A 19,841-nucleotide genomic window follows, 5' to 3' on the forward strand; every position below is an offset into this window, starting at 1 on the left:
GTCCACCGGGAGTCACGGCCGCCCGCGCGCGGGGGAGGAGCACTGGTTCCGCGCCTGGGGCGCACGGGTGCATCCGTGGGGGCGCGCGGGAGGAACGACGGCGGCGTGGGGTAGTCCCGTGGGGGGTTGGCATCCGCCTTTACCCCGGCAATCCTCGCATGCCTCGCATTGTCGGTATGTCCGCGGGGCATTGATCGTCACAGCCGGACCGGTTCGCCGGGACGCGAGGGATCCGGCCGCTCAGGACACGACAACTCGGTGCACGGGCAGGCACCGCAGCCAGACGGCGGGTGAGCCGAAGGGACGCGCCGGGGACGGGAGGGCGACCGCGCCGAGGCCGAGGGGCCGGGCGCGGGAGTCCTCCCGCCGCCGGTGGAGCGCCCCGGGGGCGACCCGCCATGAGCAGGGGGTACGCCATGGCCGCAAGGCCGCTTGTCGCGCGGCAGCCGAACGAACGGCTGCAGGCGCTCATCCAGGAAGCGGGATGCTCGAACGCCGGGCTCGCCCGCCGGGTCAACCTGTGCGGCGCGGAGCACGGTCTGGACCTGCGGTACGACAAGACGTCCGTGGCCCGCTGGCTGCGCGGCCAGCAGCCGCGGGGACGGGCGCCGGCCGTCATCGCCGAGGCGCTGGGCCGCAAGCTGGGCCGCACGGTCACGATCGACGAGATCGGCATGGCCAACGGCAAGAACCTCGCCTCCGGGGTAGGGCTCCAGTTCTCGCCGACGGTGCTGGGGGCCATCGAGCAGGTCTGCGAGCTGTGGCGCAGCGACGTCGGGCGCCGGGACTTCCTGTCCGGCTCCTCCGTCGCGGCCTCCGCGCTGGTCGAGCCCAGCCGCGACTGGCTGATCTCCGGGCCGGACGCGCAGGTGGCGCGCTCGGCCGGGCCCCGGGTGGGCCGCGCGGACGTGGCCGCGGTGCGGGCGATGACGCAGGCGCTGACCGACCTCGACCACCAGTACGGCAGCGGACACGTGCGCCCGGTGGTCGTGCACTACCTGAACAGCGTCGTCTCCGGGCTGCTGGCGGGCTCCTACCGGGAGGCGGTGGGGCGCGAACTGTTCGCCGCCGTCGCCCGGCTGACGGAGCTCGCCGGCTACATGGCCGTCGACACCGGGCAACCGGGGCTCGCCCAGCGGTACTACATCCAGGCGCTGCGGCTGGCCCAGGCGGCCGGCGACCGCGGCTACGGCGGCTACATCCTCGCCGCGTCCATGAGCCACCTCGCCGCGCAGCTCGGGAACCCGCGTGAGATCGCGCAGTTGGCGCGGGCGGCGCAGGAGGGGACGCGCGGGCGGGTCACCCCGCGCGCGGAGGCGATGTTCCACGCGGCCGAGGCGCGCGGGCACGCGCTGATGGGCGACCTGCGGGCGGCGCAGCTGTCGTCCGGGCGGGCGGTCGGCGCGCTGGAGGCCGCCGAAGCCGCCTCGGGTGACGACCCGGTGTGGATCGCGCACTTCGACGAGGCCTACCTCGCCGACGAGTTGGCGCACTGCCACCGCGACCTCGGCCAGGCGGAGGCGGCGGCGCGCTGTGCGGGGCAGGCGCTGGCCGGGCACCCCGAGTCGCGCGCCCGGCGGCGGGCCATCGGCTACCTGCTGCTCGCCACCGCGCAGGTGCAGCAGCGGGAGGTCGAGCAGGCCTGCGCCACGGGCACGGAGGCGGTGCGGCTGCTGGAGACGCTGCGGTCCAACCGGGGCGCCGAGTACCTGGAGGACTTCCAGCAGCGGCTGGAGCCGTACCGGGACGAGCCGGTGGTGCGGGAGTTCGGGGCGCGGCTGGAGGTGCCGGCGGCGGCCTGAGCCCGCGACCCGCCGAGTGCGGTGCCCAGCGGGGCAGTTCGCGCGGCCGACCGGGGCGGGCGGCCGCCGGGGGGCGGCGGCGGGCCGGCGGCGGCCGCGGCAACTGGGCGCGGACGGCGGCCGGTCGGGCCGGGACGGAGCTCATCAGCGTGCGGCGGGCCGGTTTTGTTACTGCTGTCACAGGGAAGGAGGTCAGGTCGCGTACTGCGTGGCACCCGGCTCCGGGGACCCGGTAGCGTGAGCCGACGATTCCGAAGGTCCCCCATTCACAGGAGTCCCGGTGACGCAGAGCGGACAGGGCGAGGAGCCCTCGGCGCAGCCCGCGCGCGAAGGCATCGTGCTGCCCTCCGACGGCGGCGAGCCCCTGCTGCCGGGCATGACGGGCACGCCCGGCGGCCACCCGCCCGCGCAGCCGGCCGGCCAGGCCCCGGCCGGCGGCCAGGCCTGGGGCCGGCCCTGGGGACCCGACCAGCAGCAGGCCCCGTCCCCGCAGGGCTGGCAGACGTCGGCCGAGCAGCCGTGGGGTGCGGCGGACCCGTACCAGCAGCAGACCGCCGGGCAGTGGGGCGCGCCGGGCCAGGGTGCCGCCCGGCACGGGGCCGGCGCGCTGCCGCCCGAGGGCGCCCCGGGCACGCACCACGGCGCCGCGCAGCCGCCGTATGACCAGCAGACCGGCCAGGCGGGCGCCATGCCCCAAGCCGGCGCCGACCCGTACGGCTACTCCGCCGGACAGCCCGCCCCGCACGCGCAGGCCGGACAGCCCGCCCCGCACGCGCAGGCCGGGCACGGCGCGCCGCACGGGCAGGCCGGGCACGGCGCGCCGCACGGGCAGGGCGCCTACGGCGGCGCCCCCCTTCCGCCCGCCGACGAGGGCGCGACCCAGTACCTGCCGCCGGCCGCCGCGGCCCCCGCGCACGAAGGGGCCACCCAGTACCTGCCGCCGGTCGCCGCCGCACCGGCCGACGAGGGGGCCACGCAGTACATCCCGCCCGTGCCGGGCGGCGCCCTGCCGCCGGAGGCGGGCGACCAGGCGACCCGGTACCTGGGCCGCGTACCGCAGAGCGGTTCCGGTCCGCTGCCGGGCGCGGCGACCGGCGGCAACCCGGACGCCGAGGCCACGCAGTACATCCCGCCCGTGGACGCCCAGGGCGGCGGACCGTCGTACGGCGGCACGCCGGCCGAGTTCGACAACCTCTTCCGCGACGGGTCCCGCGGCGAGGCGCCCGGCGCCTCCACCCAGCAGTTGCCCCGCTTCGAGCAGCAGGCCCCGCACGCCGCCCCCGCCCCGTCCGGTCCCGGCGGCGGACCGTCGTACGGCGGCCGGGGCGACGGAGGCGGCCGGGGCCGGCGCAGCGGCTCGCGCGTGCCGCTGATCGCCGCCGTCGGCGCCGGCATCGTCGTGCTCGGTGTCGGCGCGGGCGCCCTGCTCAGCGACGGCGGTGACGACAAGGGAGCCGACGGCAAGAACCAGACCGTCTCCGCCACCGCGCCCGCGACGCCCGGCGGTTCCGCGCCGGCGTCCGCGGACCCGGCCCGGCAGCAGGCGGCCGGCCTGGACAAGCTGCTGGCCGACAGCGGCAGCAGCCGTGCCTCCGTCATCCAGGCCGTGGCCGACGTCAAGGCCTGCAAGAACCTCGGCGACGCGGCCGCCGACCTGCGCGACGCGGCCAGGCAGCGCGGCGAGCTGGTGGCCCGCCTGGCGCAGCTGCCCACCGACAAGCTCCCGGACCACACCGCGCTGACCTCCGCGCTGACCAGCGCGTGGAAGGCGTCCCAGTCGGCGGACAACCACTACGCGGCCTGGGCGGACCAGGTGGGCGGCAAGAGGGGCTGCAAGAAGGGCCAGGCCCGGGTCACCGGGGAGGCCCAGGCCGGCAACCGCGCGAGCGGCGTGGCCAGCGCGCAGAAGACGAAGGCCGCGCAGCTGTGGAACAGCATCGCCACGACCTACGGCCTGACCCAGCGCCAGCCCACCCAGCTCTGACGGGACTCCGGCCCCGCCCCCGGTGACGCGCCCGGCGCGAACCTGCTCCGTGACGGGACCGCGCACGCATCCTGGGCCCGGGCTGGGGCACCGGACCCCGCCTCGCGGGCCGCGGGGCGGGACGCCGGGCCGGCCGTGTGGACCGGCGCCGAGCCGGCCCTGTGACCGGACCGCGCACGGTGGGGCCACGGCGGGGGCGCCGGGCCGACGCCGTGACCGGACCGCGCACGCACCCTGGGCCTGGGCTGGGGCGCCGGACCCCGCCTCGCGGGCCGCGGGGCGGGACGCCGGGCCGGCCGGGTGGACCGGCGTCGGCCGGCCTTGTGACCGGACCGCGCACCCTGGGCCACGGCGGGGCGCCGGGCCGGCACAGCGACCGGACCGCGCACGCATCCTGGGCCTGGGCTGGGGCACCGGACCCCGCATCGCGGGCCGCGGGGCGGGACGCCGGGCCGGCCGTGTGGACCGGCGCCGAGCCGGCCCTGTGACCGGACCGCGCACCCTGGGCCACGGCGGGGGCGCCGGGCCGGCACAGCGACCGGACCGCGCACCCTGGGTCACGGGCCGGGGCGCCGGGGCGGTCGGGACCCGGGCCCGGAGCCGGAGCCGGGGGTACGGGCCGGGCGCGGGTCCGCCGCCGCGATCGACCCCGCACCCCGGGCCATAAGGCGGGACGCCGGGCCGGCCGGGTGGACCGGCGCCGGCCGGCCGGGTGGACCGGCGCCATGTGGACCGGCGCCGGGCCGGCACAGCGACCGGACCGCGCACCCTGGGTCACGGGCCGGGGCGCCGGGGCGGGCGGGACCCGGGACCGGAGCCGGGGCCGGGGGTACGGGGCGGGGCCCGGAGCCGGGGTCCGGGCGGCTCAGTCCACGTCCGCGTTCTCCAGCGGCTTGGCCATGTCGACGAAGCCCTCGGTGGCCGCCACCAGCCGCCCCTGCCGTACGACCTGCAGGGTGACGTCGGCGTTGACGAGGCGGGGCAGGCCGACCGAGGCGAGGAGGTCCTCGGAACGCCAGCGCAGCGGCGGGGTCAGGCCGCCGGTCCGCACCGTGAGCCCGTCGTCGAGCGTGCGGCGCACGCTGCCGGGGGTCACCTCCCCGGCGCCGATCCGCTCCAGGACGGCCCGGAGCACCGTGTAGGCGATCCACGTGGTCTGCACGCCGGGATCCGCGGGGTCGATGCGGTTGTCGCCGAAGGCCTCTTCGTTGATCACCTTCTTCATCGCGTTCCAGCGCGGGTCGCTCGCCACCGGGTACCAGCCGGTGATGTACGCCCCCTCGTACGGTCCCGTCCGCCCGCCGCCGGCGTCGACCACGGTCTGGTCGACGCTGCCCAGCACGGCCGCGGTCCGCACCGCCGGGTAGTCCTCGCGGGCGCGCCGGAAGGAGTCCATGAAGATGCCCGTGCGGTCGCCGAGCGCGGGGATCACACAGCCCTTCGCCCCCGGGGTGGCGGTCGCCCGCCGGAGCGCCCGGTCCGCCTGGCCGGAGTACTCGGTGGCGTCCTCCGCCGCGCGCTGGTCTTGCGCGGGCCCGTGGCCGCCGGACGCCAGGCCCGCGTCGAGCAGGCCGGGCAGCTCGTCGCCGGTGATGGTGTCGGGCCGGACGAGCGCCACCGGGCCGCAGTCGGGCGCCAGCTGCCTGCCGAGGCCGGCCAGCAGCACCGGCTGGCCGCCGTTGACGGGGTAGGACAGCGCCCGGGTGAACTCGGCGGTGGTCACGCCGTAGCCGCCGACGTACGGGATGCCCGCGCCCTCCAGCGGGGGGAAGAAGGAGTCGCTGTACTGGCTGTAGGAGCCGACGACGGCGACCACGTTCTCCTTGACGGCCCGCCGGGCGCACTTCGCCGCGGACACGCTGTCGTTTCTCTCGTTGCAGGTCAGCACCCTGAGTTCGCGGCCGCCGACGCCGCCGTGGGAGTTGACCCAGCGGGCGTACGCCCGGGCCATGGCGGGCATGCCGGGCTTGTTGGTGACCCGGGTGTCCTCAGGCGCCCAGGTCATCACGGTCACGGGCTCGTCCCCGGAGCCCCCCGTGGCACCGGGGACCAGCCCGCAGCCGGCCGCCAGCGAGGCACAGACCGCCAGCGCGACCGCGCACAGCGCGGAGCGTCTCGCGGCGGGCCGGAGGGAGGCGGGGAGTAACATGCTGCGCTTGCGCTGCCTGCCGGTCATGGGCACGCACGATTCCGTCACATCACTAACCCGCGAGTGACCCTCGCTCAACGGACGGTGACGTCCAGGTGAATTACGGGGGCCGGTGAGACCGGTGCGAGGGGGAACGTACGATCGATGACCGTGCAAGGTTCGGAGAACTCTTCCCGTCGCGGCCGCCGCTCGTCCACCATGGGCGGTATGCCCGTGAACGACATGCCGTGGTGGCGCTGGCGCAGCAACGTGCGCTCGGCGCTGCACATGCTCTCCGACCCGGCCTTCCAGCGGGACGTCTGGCTCGCCGGCGTCGAGGGGTACGGCGACGTCACCGACGCCGTGTACCGCCTGGTGGAGGACACCTGGCTGGACAACTGGTCCGCCGAGAAGTACGTCGGCACCATCTTCCGCGACTCCCAGGAGGCGGCGCTCGTCGACACGGCCGTCCTGCGCGTGCTGCGCCTCATGCACCAGGTCGGTCCGGACGCCCCGGTGGCCGCGTACCTCGAGCACCACGCCTGGCCGGAGGCGGTCCGGGCGGCGCGCGACGCGCACGTGCGGATGGCGGTGAGCGACGGGGAGGACCCGGACGCCCCGCCGCGCACCCTCGAGGTGCTGCGGATCATGACCCGGTCCGCGTAGCGGACGGCGCCCCGCGGGCCGGGGCGGACGTGAGATCCTGGCTGGCATGAGCGAGCAGTCCCCGCGGCCCCCGGCCCAGGCCGACCAGTACGTCCTCACCCTCTCCTGCGCCGACCGGCAGGGCATCGTGCACGCCGTGTCGAGCTACCTGTTCATGACCGGATGCAACATCGTGGACAGCCAGCAGTTCGGTGACCAGGACACGGGACTGTTCTTCATGCGCGTCCACTTCTCGGCGGAACCCCCGGTGACGGTGGACAAGCTGCGCGCCAGCTTCGCGGCGATCGGCGACTCCTTCCAGATGGACTGGCAGATCCACCGGGCCGACGACAGGATGCGGATCGTGCTGATGGTCAGCAAGTTCGGGCACTGCCTGAACGACCTGCTCTTCCGCACCCGGATCGGAGCGCTGCCGGTGGAGATCGCGGCGGTGGTGTCCAACCACACCGACTTCGCCGAGCTGGTGGCCTCCTACGACATTCCCTTCCACCACATCCCGGTGACGAGGGACACCAAGCCCGAGGCCGAGGCGCGGCTGCTGGAGCTCGTCCGCGAGGAGAACGTCGAGCTGGTCGTCCTCGCCCGCTACATGCAGGTCCTCTCGGACGACCTGTGCAAGCAGCTCAGCGGCCGGATCATCAACATCCACCACTCCTTCCTGCCGAGCTTCAAGGGCGCCAAGCCGTACCACCAGGCCCACGCGCGGGGCGTGAAGCTGATCGGGGCGACCGCGCACTACGTCACCGCCGACCTCGACGAGGGCCCGATCATCGAGCAGGAGGTCGAGCGGGTCGGCCACGACGTCACGCCGGACCAACTGGTCGCGGTGGGCCGGGACGTGGAGTGCCAGGCCCTGGCGCGGGCGGTGAAGTGGCACGCCGAGCGCCGGATCCTGCTGAACGGCCGGCGCACGGTGGTCTTCGCCTGAGCGGCCGGTGGGCGCCGCCGGTGGGCCGGTGAGGTGCGCGGTGGTGTTCGCCTGGGCGGCCGGTGAGGCGCCGCCGGTGGGCCGGAAGGTGCCGCGGCGGAGGACCTGGTGAGGAGGCGGATCAGTCCCCTGCCGGCCCGCCGCGGGCTGCGCCCGGCCGGCGACCGGACTCCCCGCGGCCCGGGACGGCGGTGTCCGCCGGGACGCCGCACGGCGGCCCGGGCCGCGCGGCGCGGTGAAAGCCGCACGGCGCGGTGACGGCGGCGCGGCGCGGTGACGGCCGCACGGCGCGGTGGCGGCGGCGCGGCGCGGTGAAAGCCGCACGGCGCGGTGGCGGCGGCGCGGCGCGGTGACGGCCGCACGGCGCGGTGACGGCCGCACGGCGCGGTGGCGGCGGCGCGGCGCGGTGACGGCCGCACGGCGCGGTGGCGGCGGCGCGGTGGCGGGGCGACGGCCGCACGGCCGCACGGCCGCCGGACGGCCCTACAGGCGGCTCAGGGACGCCGCCGCGTACAGGACGTCCCTGATCGCCTCCCGGTCCCCGGTCTGCCCGGCGGCGGCGTCCAGCGGCGGGACGTGTCCCGCCGCCAGCCGGCAGAACTCCACGCCGTCCAGCGCCACATGCGCAACCTCCCACTCCGCGGAGCCCACCGCGCCGGGGGAGTCCAGCGGGATCAGCCACTCGCCCCCGCCCAGTCCCTCGATCTCCAGCCGGAGGCTGCGCCCGGGTGCTCCCGCCGGGACGAGGTGCCGCACGCGGCCGGGCGCGGCGAGCCCGGACCGCCGGCGGCCGGCGAGGACGGCCGGCAGCATCCGCGCCGCGAGGTCGATCATCCGGTGCAGATGCCGCGGGGCCGGCGGCGGATACGGGTAGTCCACCGCTTCGGCGACGTCCTCCGCGTGCACCCAGCACTCGAAGGCGCGGTCGAGCATCGCGTCGGGCAGGGGCAGTTCGAAGTCGCCGTAGGAGACGGCCGTCGGGCCGGAGTGGCCGGCCGGTCCCTCGGTCAGGGACGCCGCCCGTACGAGGGCGTGCGTCTGCTCCCGCCACGGCGCGCGCACCGACCGGGTCCGCGGTATCCGCGAGGCCCGCCAGCAGGCCTCGGTGCGCGCCGTCGGCGCCGGAGCGCCGGCGGTGCCGTCCCCGAGCGGGTCGTCGAGCCCCAGCGCGACCGCGACGAGTCCGTCGACGCTCATCAGATGGGCGACGACCCCGGCGACGGTCGTCCGGCGGCTCGCGGCGCCGTCGCCCTCGAACCAGCGCAGCCGCACCGGCGCCTGCCAGTCGGTCTCCCCGATGTCCTGCAGCAGCGCGTCCAGGCGGGCCGTCTCGGCGTCGTAGGGCGCAACCCAGCCGGGCACCGGGATGCGCGGGGGCCGCCGCTCCAGGCAGTTCCGCAGGATCCGTGTGCGCAGGCCCGAGTCGAGGTCGAGGCTCTCGGGCGGATGGAGCAGCCCGACCGCCTCGCGCAGCCGCAGCGCCTCGTCCGCGCAGCCGCCGCACTCGCCCAGGTGCTCCTCGACGGCGGCCGACTCCTCCGGGGAGCAGGCCGACAGCGCCCAGGCCCCGAGGAGCGACTTCAGGACAGCGTGCTCCAGCGCCGGCGGCGCCGCCCCCCGCACCGCCGGTCCGGCCCCGGAGTGCTCGTCCCCGGTGGATCCGCTCACGCCGCACCCCCGTATCCGGGCGGTGCGGCGGGAGGGGTGGCGTCGTGGGCGGTGGACAGCAGCTGCAGGCCCAGGCGGAGCCGGCGGCAGGCCTCCTCCTCGGTGACGCCCAGGGCGGCGGCGGTCCGGCGGTAGTCGCGGCGCTGGAAGTAGGCCAGTTCCAGGGCGGCCCGCAGCGGGGCCGGCATGGAGTGGACGATGTAGTCGGCACGGGCGGCGGCCGAGGCGCGGCGGACCTCGCGCTCCAGTTCCTCCCGGGAGCCGTCGCCGCCGCGGGCCAGCGCCGCGGTCCCGGTGGTGCGCAGCCGCTGCACCGCGAGCCGGTGGGTCAGCCCGGCCACCCAGGAGCGCAGGGTGCCCTGCCGGGGGTCGTAGGCGTCCGGGTGCTCCCAGACGTGGCCGAAGACCTCGCGGGTGACGGTGTCGGCGGCCCGCTCGTCGCCCAGCACCCGGTGGGCGAGGCCGTGCACGAGCGAGGCGAAGCGGTCGTACAGCTCGCCGAGGGCGGCCGCCTCGCCGCGGGCCAGCCGCTGCTGCATCGTGCGGTCCCAGCGGGGCGGTGCGTCCTTCGCCGCCATGCGGCCCCCTCCACGTCCGGTACGGCCCTGCCCTGCCCGTGTGCTCGGTTCGTCCCCGCGTCCAGCGTGCGGGCGTCGTCTCCTCGAATGTAGTCGGCACGCCCGGCAGCGCACGCCCCTTTGTGACAATGTGCGCCCCCGGCGAGCCGCAGGTGGTACTGGGGGCGCACCGGACTGCGCGCGCCGGTGGAGGCGGACGTTCCGTCCCGCCCGTCCCTGCCGTTGACGACCAACTCCGACCGAACACGATGGAACGCGATGGAACACGATCGAAGGCGACTGGAACAAGGCCTCAGTTGATGGACACTGGTTTGCTGTAAGGGGTTTGGGGGAACGGCCGCTGGGCAGCCACGCGGAAAGAAGCGTAGGAACTGCTTCCGTTTCCGGGCGGTTGCGGGGATTTTCCGGCGAACGGAGGGCGGGCCGTGACGTTCAAGGTGACCGGTGACGAACAGGGCGAGTGGACCGTGCTCCGGGTCGCCGGGGAACTGGACCTGGTCACCTCGCCGGTGCTGCGCCAGCGGGTGCACGAGGTGGTCGCCGAGGGGCGCCACCACCTCGTCCTCGACCTCGGCGAGGTCTTCTTCTGCGACTCCAGCGGCGTCGGCGTGCTGATCGCGGCCCGCCGGCTGATCCGCTCCTGCCAGGGCAGCCTGCGGCTGATCCTCCCGGCCCGCGGCGCCGTCGACGGTTCGCACGTCAACCGCGTCCTCGGCGCCCTCGGCGTCCGCCGCCTCTTCGACGTCTACCCGGACCTTGCGGCCGCGGTGGACGAGGAACCGCTCTCCGCCTGAACGGCCGCGCCCCGCGCCGGACCCGGCCCTCCCGGCGCGGGCCGCCGGCCCCCGGCGCCGGTGCCACATCCTCACCGGTCCACGCCACGCCGTTGTCCCGAAATTCGCCCGGACTTGGCACAAGCGTGGGTTTCCCGTCCCCGCGCGCCCTCCGGCGTCGTACGCTCCGTGCGAGACGACCCGACACACGTGAGGCGGCCCGAAAGACATGGTCAGCAGCGACTACGAGCGCAGGATCGCGGCCCGGTTCGCCGTCTTCGACCAGGACGGCAACGGCTACATCGACCGTGCGGACTTCGGCGTGGCGGCCAAGTCCCTGCTCGCGGAGTTCGGCACGGCCGCCCGGTCCGACAAGGGACAGGCCCTCTACGCCGGCGCCGAGGCGTTCTGGCAGGGGATGGCCGGCATCGCGGACCGCGACGGCGACCAGCGCATCACCCGCGAGGAGTTCGTGGACGGGGCGGTCAAGCGCCTGCGCGACAACCCGGACCGCTTCGCCGAGATCGCCCGTCCCTTCCTGCACGCCGCCCTGAGCGTCGCGGACACCGACGACGACGGGTCCGCCACCGTCGACGACACCGCGCGCGTGCTCCGGGTGCTCGGGGCCGGCGAGGACGCCGCCCGCGCGGTGGCCGCCGCGCTCGACACGGACGGGGACGGCGTGGTGGCCGAGGCGGACATCGTCCCGGCTTTCGCCCGGTACTTCACCGTCACCGAATAGGGCGGCGTCCCGCCCCGGGTGACGGACTGCCGCCGGCGCGCGCGTTCGCCGGGGCGGCCGGCCGCCGTCAGCGCACGGCCGGCTTCCGGGCGAACGCCTTCGGCCGGTGCACGCGGCCCCCGGGGGTGACCGCGTCCCGTGAAGGCCGTCCGCGACGGGCCGGCCGCCGAGGCGCGTCCGACCGCGCCCGGCCGGCCCGGACGTGTCCGCGTGCCCGGCGGCGGGCGGCGGTCGCCGTCTCGTGCGCGATCCGTTCGTGACGGACAGTGAGAAACGGATGGCCCACCGTGCGACAGGCCGGTGTGGTTGTATGCGCGCCTCGCTGGGGGCAACCGCAAGCCTTGGCCTACGATGTAACGGATCGTGGCGCGACTGGATTACGCAGCGTTGACACCGCGTTCTTTCCGGGGCGTGACTCGTCACGTCCCGGAGTCGCCGTCCTGCTCGGGTACCTTGTGTGGGATGCGAGTGGTTCCGGCTCCGAACCAGCCCGGTGCCGCCCTGTGGGCGGCGCCGTCCGCGGCGGTGCGTGCCGCTGCTCACGGGGCGGGGCGGCCTTCGGCGCCCTCCTGTTCGACATCCCGCGACGAGCGTCGCACAGTATGCCGCACGAGTAATCCTTCGCGCGGGAATATGCCCGAAGCGCTTGTTGTGGTGACGGAACGTCAACCATGCTGTCTCGCAGGGGAGTCACAGTCCGTGACCCCTGCTCTGGCCCTTGTCCTGGCCATGCAGAGAATGGCTACGATCGTGGCGCTCGGGGCGACCGAGGCCATGATCCGCCGGTTCGGATGGTGTGAGCGGTGCAGGTGCAGGTGCTTCAAGTCCAACTGGAGATCCGGCCCGACCCGGCGGAGGTGGCGCGGGCCAGAAGGTGGGCCCGCTCGCGGCTCGCCGGGTCGGGGATAGAGGCGGACGAGCCGCTCGCCGAGACGCTGATCCTGCTCGTGTCCGAGCTCGTCACCAACGCCGTGGTGCACACCGGCTGTCCGGCCGTGCTGCGGCTGTGTCTGCCCTGTCCGTCGGCCGGGACGGCGACGACCGTGCGCCTGGAGGTCGCCGACGCCAGCACGCGGGCCCCCGTGCCCCGCTGCGCGGACGACGACGCCACGGGCGGCCGGGGCCTGGCACTGGTCGACGGCCTCGCCGACCGCTGGGGCTGGAGCTCCGAGGGCGCGGGCAAGCGCATCTGGTGCGAGCTGGACCGCTGCGGGCGGACCGGGAAGGGGGCGGCCGTCCCGGCCGCCTGCGGAGCCGAGCCGTCGTCGTACGGGGGCCTGGCGTACGAGGCTGTCTAGGTGTGCTGTCCGGCGGATCGAGCCGGAGGAGACCGGCGACGCCCCGCGGCCCGGGTTCCGCCGTCCCCCCGGGCCACCCGCCTGCCGTGACGGCCGGTGCACGGTGGCAGAAAGTGCTCGCGCACCCGCCCGGCCGGGCCGTTGTGCGCCGGGACGTGCTTCCGTGCGCACCGGTAAAAAAGGCGCACAACGGGCAGGGTGCCGTGCGGGTGTTGACGGTCGATGGCCGCCTGATCACGCTGAGGAGCAGCGATTCGCCGCGAGGGGACGACGAGGGCTCGGTCGACGGGAGCCCTCGGCGAGTGTGGGTCGTGATCCCGGCGCCGGCCGGTTCCCCGGGGGCACGGGGGCGGAACCGGTGCGCCGGAACCGGCCGGCGGCGCGCGGTGCCGTGCTCGGGGCGGGCACGAGCGCGCCGCCGGCCGGACCTGTTCCCTTTCCCCGCCCGCGTTCCCGTCCCTCGGGGCACACTCCCGGCCGTCCTTCCTCCACAGGCTGTGGACAGTCTCCGGCGCTTCCGGGCCGACTCAGACGGGCTCCGGGCGGCTGCCGCGGTGGCGGGGACGTGCCTCGCTCCCGGCACCGGCCCGGAAGGTGCGGCGGTAGGCCGTCGGGGTGACGCCGAGCGCCGCCTGCAGGTGCTGCCGCATCGACTGGGCCGTGCCGAACCCGGCGTCGCGGGCCACCTGGTCGACGGAGAGGCCGGTGGACTCCAGCAGGTGCCGGGCCCGCTCCACCCGCTGCTGGGTGAGCCACTGGCCGGGACTGACCCCGACCTCCTCGCGGAACCGCCGGGTGAAGGTCCGCACGGACATCGACTCCTGCGCGGCCATGTCCCGCAGCTGGATCGGCTCGTGCAGCCGCCCCAGCGCCCACGCGCGCGCCGCGGTCGTGGTGGACTGCTGCGGATCGGGCACGGGCCGGTGGATGTACTGGGCCTGCCCGCCGTCGCGGTGGGGCGGTACGACGGTGCGGCGGGCCACGTCGTTGGCGACCGCGGTGCCGTGGTCGCGGCGCAGCATGTGCAGGCACAGGTCGATGCCCGCCGCCACGCCGGCGGAGGTCAGCACGTCCCCGTCGTCGATGAACAGCACGTCCGCGTCCACCCTGACCCGCGGGAACAGGCGCTGGAACCGGTCGGCCTCGGCCCAGTGGGTGGTGGCGGGCCGTCCGTCGAGGTACCCGGCGGCCGCCAGCACGTACACGCCGGTGCAGATGGAGGCGAGCCGCGTGCCGGGCCGGACCAGCGCGAGCGCGGCGGCCAGTTCCGCGGGCAGCACGCCCTCCTCGTACACCGGGCCGAGGCCGTACGAGGCGGGGACGACCACGGTGTCGGCGGTGGCCAGGGCCTGCGGGCCGTGCGGCACCTGGACCGCGAAGTCCGCGTCGGTCCGGACGGGCCCCGGCGGCCGCACCGAGCAGGTGACGACCTCGTACAGGGGCCGGCCGGCGGCGTCGCGGGGGCGGCCGAAGATGCGGTGCGGGATGCCCAGTTCGAAGGGGAGCAGGCCGTCGAGGGCGAGCACGACGACGCGGTGGGGGCGGTGGCCCGGGTCCGTGTCCATGGCCCGATCCTATGGCCCGATCCTAACGAATGCTGTCTTTCCGGCCACTCGTGCGGACGGGCTCCGGGACGGAGGCTCATGGCGTGACCCAGACAACCGACACCGCAGCCGCAGAGCGCGCCCGGCTCGGCCGGCCGGAGCCGCGCCCGCGGCGGCGCCGCACGATGGCACCGCACCGGGCCTGGTTCGTCGCCGCCGTCACCTTCGTGACGATCATCGGGGCCGCCGCCTTCCGGTCCCTGCCGGGCCTGCTCGTCGACCCGCTGCACCAGGAGTTCGGCTGGTCCCGCGGCACGATCGGCGGGGCCGTCTCGATCAACCTGGCGCTGTACGGGCTCACCGCCCCCTTCGCCGCCGCGCTGATGGACCGCTTCGGCATCCGCCGGGTGGTCGCGGGCGCGCTGACCATGATCGCGGCCGGTGCCGGGGCGACCGTGTGGATGACGGCGCCCTGGCAGCTGTGGCTGTCCTGGGGCCTGCTGGTCGGCCTCGGGGCCGGCTCGATGGCGCTGGCGTTCGCCGCGACGGTGACCAACCGCTGGTTCACCGAGCGCCGCGGCCTGGTCAGCGGCATCCTCACTGCGGCGTCCGCCTCCGGTCAGCTGATCTTCCTGCCGGTCCTGTCCTGGACGGTCCAGGCGCACGGCTGGCGGCCGGCGGCGGTCACGGTGGCGCTGGCCGCCCTCGCCGTGGTCCCGCTGGTCTGGCTGCTGCTGCGCGACCACCCGGCGGACGTGGGCGTGAAGCCGTACGGGGCGACGGAGTTCGTGCCCCGGCCCGAGCCGGTGCCGGGCGCCGCCCGCCGGGCGGTCGCCGTGCTGCTCTCGGCCGTGCGCACCGGCCCCTTCTGGCTGCTGGCGGGCACCTTCGCGATCTGCGGCGCCTCCACCAACGGCCTGATCCAGACCCACTTCGTGCCCGCCGCCCACGACCACGGCATGCCGATCACGGCGGCGGCCTCGCTGCTCGCGGTCATCGGCGTCTTCGACGTCGCCGGCACGATCGCCTCCGGCTGGTTCACCGACCGCTTCGAGCCGCGCCGGCTGCTCGCGGTGTACTACGCGCTGCGGGGCGTGTCGCTGCTGTTCCTGCCGCTGCTCCTCGGCCCGTCGGTGCACCCGCCGATGGTCTTCTTCATCGTCTTCTACGGCCTCGACTGGGTCGCGACCGTCCCGCCCACCCTCGCCCTGTGCCGGGAGCACTACGGCGACGACAGCGCGATCGTCTTCGGCTGGGTGCTCGCCTCGCACCAGGTCGGCGCCGCGCTCGTCGCCTACCTCGGCGGTGCCGCCCGCGACGCCTTCGGCAGCTACGACGTGATGTGGTACGCCTCCGGGGCGCTGTGCGCGGCGGCGGCCCTGATGGCCCTGGTGATCCGGCGCCGGCCGCGAGCGGCGAGCCCGGCCCTCGCCTGAACCCCGGCCAACGGCCGCGGCGCCGGACCGGCGCCGCGGCCCGGAGCTCCGGCCGCGGACGGCGTCCTCCGGTCCGGGCCCCCGCCCGCGCACGCGGCCTCACTTCCGTGCCCGTCCGGTCGTCCGCACGCGGGTCGGCCCTCGGGCTCGTCCGGGCGTCGGCGCACGCGGGTCGGCCCTCGGGCTCGTCCGGGCGTCCGCGTGCGGGACGGCCGGGTCGTCCGTTCAGACCGGCAGGCGGGACACCTGCCGGTCCGTGTGGCGGGCACTCGCCCGTGCGACGGCCTTGGCGATCTTCTCCGCGTCGATCGCCATCTCGCGGAACATGCCGCTGATGGGGTTGGTGAAGCCGGTGAAGTACAGACCGGGCGCGTTCCGCGGGGTGCGGGCCCCGTGGACGACCGGCCGGCCGCCGGCGTCGAGGACGTCGAGGTGGCCGACGAGGTCCTCCAGGGCGCGGACGTAGCCCGTCGCGGCGACGACGGCGTCCGGGTCGACGCGGCTGCCGTCGGCGAGGACGACCGCCTCGTCCTCGAACCGGTCGACGGCGGCCACGACCTCCACCCTGCCCCTGCGCACGGCGTCGATCAGGCCGACGTCCTGCACGGGGATCGCGCCCTGCCTGACCCTGCTGTACAGGCCGGTGTCGGGGCGGGGCAGCCCGTGCGCGGACAGGTCCGGCACGCTCAGCCTCGCCACCGGCCGGGCCAGCCGGTCCACCAGCCCCGCCGGCAGCCGGCGGACGAGCACGCCCGTGTACTGCGCGGCCCAGCCCAGGGTCGAGCGCCGCACGATGTGCGGGGCGGTGCGCACGGACAGCCGTACGCGGGCCGCCCCGCCCTCCACCAGGTCGACGGCTATCTCCGCGCCGGTGTTGCCGGCGCCGACCACGAGGACGTCCCGGCCGGTGAACGGCTGGGCGTTGCGGTACTGCGACGCGTGCAGGAACTCGCCGGTCCAGGCGTCCCGGCCGGGCCAGTCGGGCACGCGGGGCGTGTGGTTGTGGCCGGTGGCGACGACGACCGCGCCGCCCGTCAGCTCCCGTCCGCCGGAGGCGCGCAGCAGCCAGCCGGTGCCGTCGGGCGTGCGCTCGATCCGGGAGACCTCCACCCCGGTCACGATCTCCAGCTCGTGGTGCTCGGCGTACTTCTCCAGGTAGCGCACCACGTCGTCGCGGGAGACCCAGCGCCCGAACCGGCGCGGCATCGGCAGCCCCGGCAGGGCCGACAGGCGCCGGGTGGTGTGCAGGTGCAGCCGGTCGTAGTGGCGCCGCCAGGAGGCCCCGACCCGGTCGGACTTCTCCAGCACCACGGCCCGGATGCCCCGGGCGCGCAGCGCGTGGGCGGCGGCCAGTCCGCCCGGCCCGCCGCCGACGACGTACACGGGCCGGTCGGCCGGGTTCGGCGCGGCGGGGGCGCCGGACGCGCGGTCGGGCGCCGCCGCCTCGGGTGCGGCGGGGTCGGGTGCGGCGGGGTCGGGCGCGGTCGGTTCGGGCGCCGTCGGGTGGGGCGCTGTGGAGTCGGCCATGAGCGCGAGCGTAATCACGCACCCGATTGATGGGTCTCGGTCAAGACCGGAATTGGTTGCGGATTGATCACGCCTGTGGGAACCGTGCGCGGAGTCGGCGGAAGCCGCGTGCGGGCGGGACGGCCCGGTCACCCGGCGCGCTCCGTACCGGCCGCGGGCGAGGCGTCGAGGCGCCGGAGCGCTCGGCACCGGGGCGGATGCGGCGGGACGTCGCCCGGTGCGGGCAGGGTTGCCCGTCGAGCCCGTCGAGCCCGTCGAGCCCGTCACGCCCGTCACGCCCGTCGAGCCCATCAAGCCCGTCACGCCCGTCACGCCCGTCACGCCCGTCACGCCCGTCGAGCCCATCAAGCCCGCGCGGGGCCCGTCAAGCCCGCGCGGGGCCCGCCCGCCGCGCCTCGTTCCCGGGGGACGTCCGGCGGGACGGGGCCGGTGGGCGGCCCGGGCGGGCGCGGTGTTCAATGGCCCGGTGAACGCCGACCCCCGCGACTCCCGGAGCCTGTTCTCGGCACGCGTGGAAGGGGACGGGCTGCTGCTGCGCCCGTGGGATCCGCTGTCCGACGCCGAGGTCGACGCCTTCCTGCGGGGAACCAGTGACCCCGAGTTCCAGCGGTGGAACACCCCGATTACCCCGGTCACGGACCCGGACGGCGCCCGTGAGGCGCTCCTGGCGCGGGCGGCCCGCCTCGCGGACGGCACGGGGGTGTCCTTCCGGATCGCGGACGCGGCCGGCGGCACCACCCTCGGACACATCGGCGTCACCGAGATCCGCCGGGCCCTCGCGGTCGCGCGGATCGGCTACTGGGTGCTGCCCGAGGCGCGCGGGCAGCGGGTGGCCACCCGGGCCCTCGGCCTGGTCGCGCGCTGGGCGTTCCGCGAACTGGGACTGCACCGGCTGGAGTTGGACCACGCCGTCGGGCACGAGATCTCCTGCCGGGTCGCCGAGCGGTGCGGGTTCCGGTACGAGGGGACGCTGCGCGGGGCACTGTTCGAAGCGGGACGGCGGGACGCCTACCGTGACGCGCACCTGCACGCGCGGCTCGCCACGGACCCGGAGCCGGAGCGCGGCACCGCCCCGTGAGAACGCCGGGCGTCCCGGCCGGGCGGCGCAGGATGAGGGGGCAGGCCGACCGACGACTGGTACTTCACCCGCCGCGCTGGACAGGGGCGTGCGGGAGGTGCTGCTGTTCACCGACCTCGCCGGCCCGACCAGCAACGGGCTCTACCAGCGGATCGGGTACCGGCCGGTGTCCGACTTCGCCGTCCACGGCTTCCGGTGACCCCGCCGGCGACGCGGAACGGCGCGGGCGCGGCCGCCGGTCACGGCCACAGCAGCTCGCGGGTCCAGCCGTCCCCGGTGCGCCGGTAGCGCAGCCGGGTGTGCCGGCGCCGCTCGTCGCCCTGGAAGAACTCGGCCTCCTCGGGCCGCAGGCGGTACAGGGTCCACGAGGGGACCTCGGCGTCCGGCTCGCGCCGGGCCCGCTCCCACGCCGCCTCGGACGCCCGCGCCAGTTCCGCCGGCGAGCCCAGGACCTCGCTCTGGCGGCCGGTGAGTGCGGCGGCCAGGGCTCCCGTCGACCGGGCGTGGAGGTCGGCCTGCGCCTGCGGCGGCGGGGCTGCCGCGACCGGGCCCCGCAGCCGGACCTGGCGGCCCAGCACCGGCCAGTAGAAGGTGAGTGACGCGTACGGGCGGGCGGCCAGCTGGCGGCCCTTGCGGCTGCCGGAGTGGGACGCGAACGACCAGCCGTCGGCGTCGGCGTCGTGCAGGATCACGATCCGGCTGTCCGGCTGGCCGTCCTCGCCGGCCGTCGCCAGCGACATCGTGTGCGGCTCCCGCTCCCCGGCGGCCGCCGCCTCGGCGATCCACGTCGTGAACAGGGCGAGCGGGTCGGCGGGCGCGGCGCCCGGATCCAGCGGGGGCAGCTCGGTGACCTCCGGGTCCCAGACGCGCAGTGACCTCAGCAGCTCGTGAAGATCGGTTCCCATGCCGTCGAGTATCCCCGGGGCGGCCCGGCGGGGCCGTACAACGCGGCAGGCGGCGGTCCACCGCAGTGGACCGCCGCCTGCCTGACAGGACGTGGGGCGTGGGTACGGGCCCGGGACCGTGGGGGGCTACCGCGTGGGCTTCCTCCCGGTGACACCCAGGAAGACCAGCAGGGCCAGGTTGGGCTTGAGGTCGGCCTGCTTCACGCCGAAGCCCTTCTGGTGCGAGGCGACGGCCGCGAGCATCGCGACGAGCGAACCGGCGATCGCGGCCGGGTTCACGTCCTTGTCGACGCGTCCTTTGGACTGGAGTTCGGCCACGGAATCCGCCAGGGAGCTGATCACCGGGTTCAGGATCCTGGCGCGGATCTTGGCGAAGCGCTTGTCGCCCTCCGCGGCGCCGAGGTCGATCACGCGCAATATCGCGTCGTTCGCGCGCCAGAACTCCAGGAAGCCCTCCACCAGTTCCTGGGCGGTCTGCCAGCCGGCCCTGCCGACCCACGAGCGCCCCTCGAGCAGCTCGGCCAACGCGGCCCCCTCCGAGGCCATTTGGTCGGCGATCTCCAGGACGGCGCTCTCGACGTCCGGAAAGTACTGGTAGAAGGTCGCGGGCGAAGTGCCCGCCCTTCGGGCGACGTCGATGACCTTGACGTCCCGGTAGGGGGAGGAGCTGAGCATCTCGCTGAGGCAGTCGAGCAGCTTCTGCCGGGTCGCCTGCCCACGCCGGCCGGCCACGCGGCCGTCGACGGTACGCACTTGTCCTGTCATGCCGTCAGCTTACCGACGG

General features: G+C 76.0%; 16 protein-coding genes and 1 pseudogene. 10 read left to right on the forward strand and 7 right to left on the reverse strand.

The genetic code is table 11. From position 1 onward, the window contains the following. The first annotated feature begins 416 nt into the window (after positions 1 to 416). Together ABZ920_RS08785 and ABZ920_RS08790 are read left to right on the forward strand one after the other, a co-directional pair. Complete coding sequence (locus ABZ920_RS08785) at positions 417 to 1,802, forward strand: transcriptional regulator (protein ID WP_361500358.1); 1,386 nt, start codon at positions 417 to 419, stop codon at positions 1,800 to 1,802. 280 nt (positions 1,803 to 2,082) lie between these two features. Further along, on the forward strand, positions 2,083 to 3,786 hold the full coding sequence (locus ABZ920_RS08790) for a hypothetical protein (RefSeq protein ID WP_361500361.1): 1,704 nt from the start codon (positions 2,083 to 2,085) through the stop codon (positions 3,784 to 3,786). Positions 3,787 to 4,651: 865 nt separating this feature from the next. Here the strand turns inward: ABZ920_RS08790 and ABZ920_RS08795 are convergent. Next, positions 4,652 to 5,962, reverse strand: a complete 1,311-nt coding sequence (locus ABZ920_RS08795) for an ABC transporter substrate-binding protein (protein WP_361500364.1) — start codon at positions 5,960 to 5,962, stop codon at positions 4,652 to 4,654. 117 nt (positions 5,963 to 6,079) lie between these two features. Between ABZ920_RS08795 and ABZ920_RS08800 the strand changes: the two genes are divergently transcribed. After that, positions 6,080 to 6,580, forward strand: coding sequence for a hypothetical protein (locus ABZ920_RS08800; protein ID WP_361500367.1), 501 nt, complete (start codon positions 6,080 to 6,082; stop codon positions 6,578 to 6,580). Between the two features lie 46 nt (positions 6,581 to 6,626). Beyond that, complete coding sequence (purU, locus tag ABZ920_RS08805; protein WP_361500370.1) at positions 6,627 to 7,508, forward strand: formyltetrahydrofolate deformylase; 882 nt, start codon at positions 6,627 to 6,629, stop codon at positions 7,506 to 7,508. A gap of 483 nt (positions 7,509 to 7,991) precedes the next feature. On the opposite strand, the gene ABZ920_RS08810 is transcribed toward purU, so the two are convergent. After that, entirely contained in the window at positions 7,992 to 9,191 is a 1,200-nt protein-coding gene (locus ABZ920_RS08810; protein WP_361500451.1) for a zf-HC2 domain-containing protein, read from the reverse strand. After that, positions 9,173 to 9,754, reverse strand: a complete 582-nt coding sequence (locus ABZ920_RS08815; protein ID WP_361500373.1) for a sigma factor — start codon at positions 9,752 to 9,754, stop codon at positions 9,173 to 9,175. Before ABZ920_RS08815 ends, ABZ920_RS08810 begins: the two co-directional genes overlap by 19 nt. A gap of 425 nt (positions 9,755 to 10,179) precedes the next feature. On the opposite strand from ABZ920_RS08815, the gene ABZ920_RS08820 reads away from it, so the two are divergent. From ABZ920_RS08820 to ABZ920_RS08830, 3 genes are all read left to right on the forward strand, one after another. Then, positions 10,180 to 10,548, forward strand: coding sequence for an STAS domain-containing protein (locus ABZ920_RS08820; protein ID WP_361500376.1), 369 nt, complete (start codon positions 10,180 to 10,182; stop codon positions 10,546 to 10,548). A 208-nt stretch (positions 10,549 to 10,756) separates the two neighbouring features. Then, positions 10,757 to 11,269 carry an EF-hand domain-containing protein gene (locus ABZ920_RS08825; RefSeq protein ID WP_361500379.1) on the forward strand — a complete coding sequence of 171 codons (513 nt, stop codon included), beginning with the start codon at positions 10,757 to 10,759 and terminating at the stop codon, positions 11,267 to 11,269. Between the two features lie 809 nt (positions 11,270 to 12,078). Continuing rightward, positions 12,079 to 12,567: an ATP-binding protein gene (locus tag ABZ920_RS08830; protein ID WP_361500454.1), complete on the forward strand. Its 489-nt coding sequence runs from the start codon at positions 12,079 to 12,081 to the stop codon at positions 12,565 to 12,567. A 527-nt stretch (positions 12,568 to 13,094) separates the two neighbouring features. Here ABZ920_RS08830 and ABZ920_RS08835 read toward each other — a convergent pair. Further along, entirely contained in the window at positions 13,095 to 14,132 is a 1,038-nt protein-coding gene (locus ABZ920_RS08835; protein ID WP_361500381.1) for a helix-turn-helix domain-containing protein, read from the reverse strand. Between the two features lie 83 nt (positions 14,133 to 14,215). Here ABZ920_RS08835 and ABZ920_RS08840 point away from each other — a divergent pair, with 83 nt between their 5' ends. Beyond that, positions 14,216 to 15,547 carry an MFS transporter gene (locus tag ABZ920_RS08840; RefSeq protein WP_361500384.1) on the forward strand — a complete coding sequence of 444 codons (1,332 nt, stop codon included), beginning with the start codon at positions 14,216 to 14,218 and terminating at the stop codon, positions 15,545 to 15,547. Positions 15,548 to 15,772: 225 nt separating this feature from the next. On the opposite strand, the gene ABZ920_RS08845 is transcribed toward ABZ920_RS08840, so the two are convergent. Continuing rightward, a complete protein-coding gene (locus ABZ920_RS08845) occupies positions 15,773 to 16,930 on the reverse strand; it encodes an NAD(P)/FAD-dependent oxidoreductase (RefSeq protein ID WP_361500457.1) in 1,158 nt (385 codons plus the stop codon). A gap of 610 nt (positions 16,931 to 17,540) precedes the next feature. Between ABZ920_RS08845 and ABZ920_RS08850 the strand changes: the two genes are divergently transcribed. Continuing rightward, the gene (locus tag ABZ920_RS08850) at positions 17,541 to 18,152 is read left to right on the forward strand and encodes a GNAT family protein (protein ID WP_361500387.1); all 612 of its coding nucleotides are present in this window, start codon (positions 17,541 to 17,543) and stop codon (positions 18,150 to 18,152) included. A gap of 85 nt (positions 18,153 to 18,237) precedes the next feature. Beyond that, positions 18,238 to 18,351: pseudogene (locus ABZ920_RS08855) on the forward strand (GNAT family N-acetyltransferase); the annotation flags it as partial. Between the two features lie 40 nt (positions 18,352 to 18,391). Here ABZ920_RS08855 and ABZ920_RS08860 read toward each other — a convergent pair. After that, entirely contained in the window at positions 18,392 to 19,057 is a 666-nt protein-coding gene (locus tag ABZ920_RS08860; RefSeq protein WP_361500390.1) for a pyridoxal 5'-phosphate synthase, read from the reverse strand. Between the two features lie 126 nt (positions 19,058 to 19,183). Continuing rightward, on the reverse strand, positions 19,184 to 19,810 hold the full coding sequence (locus tag ABZ920_RS08865; protein ID WP_361500460.1) for a TetR family transcriptional regulator: 627 nt from the start codon (positions 19,808 to 19,810) through the stop codon (positions 19,184 to 19,186). Positions 19,811 to 19,841 lie beyond the last annotated feature (31 nt).

The organism is Streptomyces sp. NPDC046831 (genome assembly GCF_040645305.1).
Classification (GTDB): domain Bacteria; phylum Actinomycetota; class Actinomycetes; order Streptomycetales; family Streptomycetaceae; genus Streptomyces.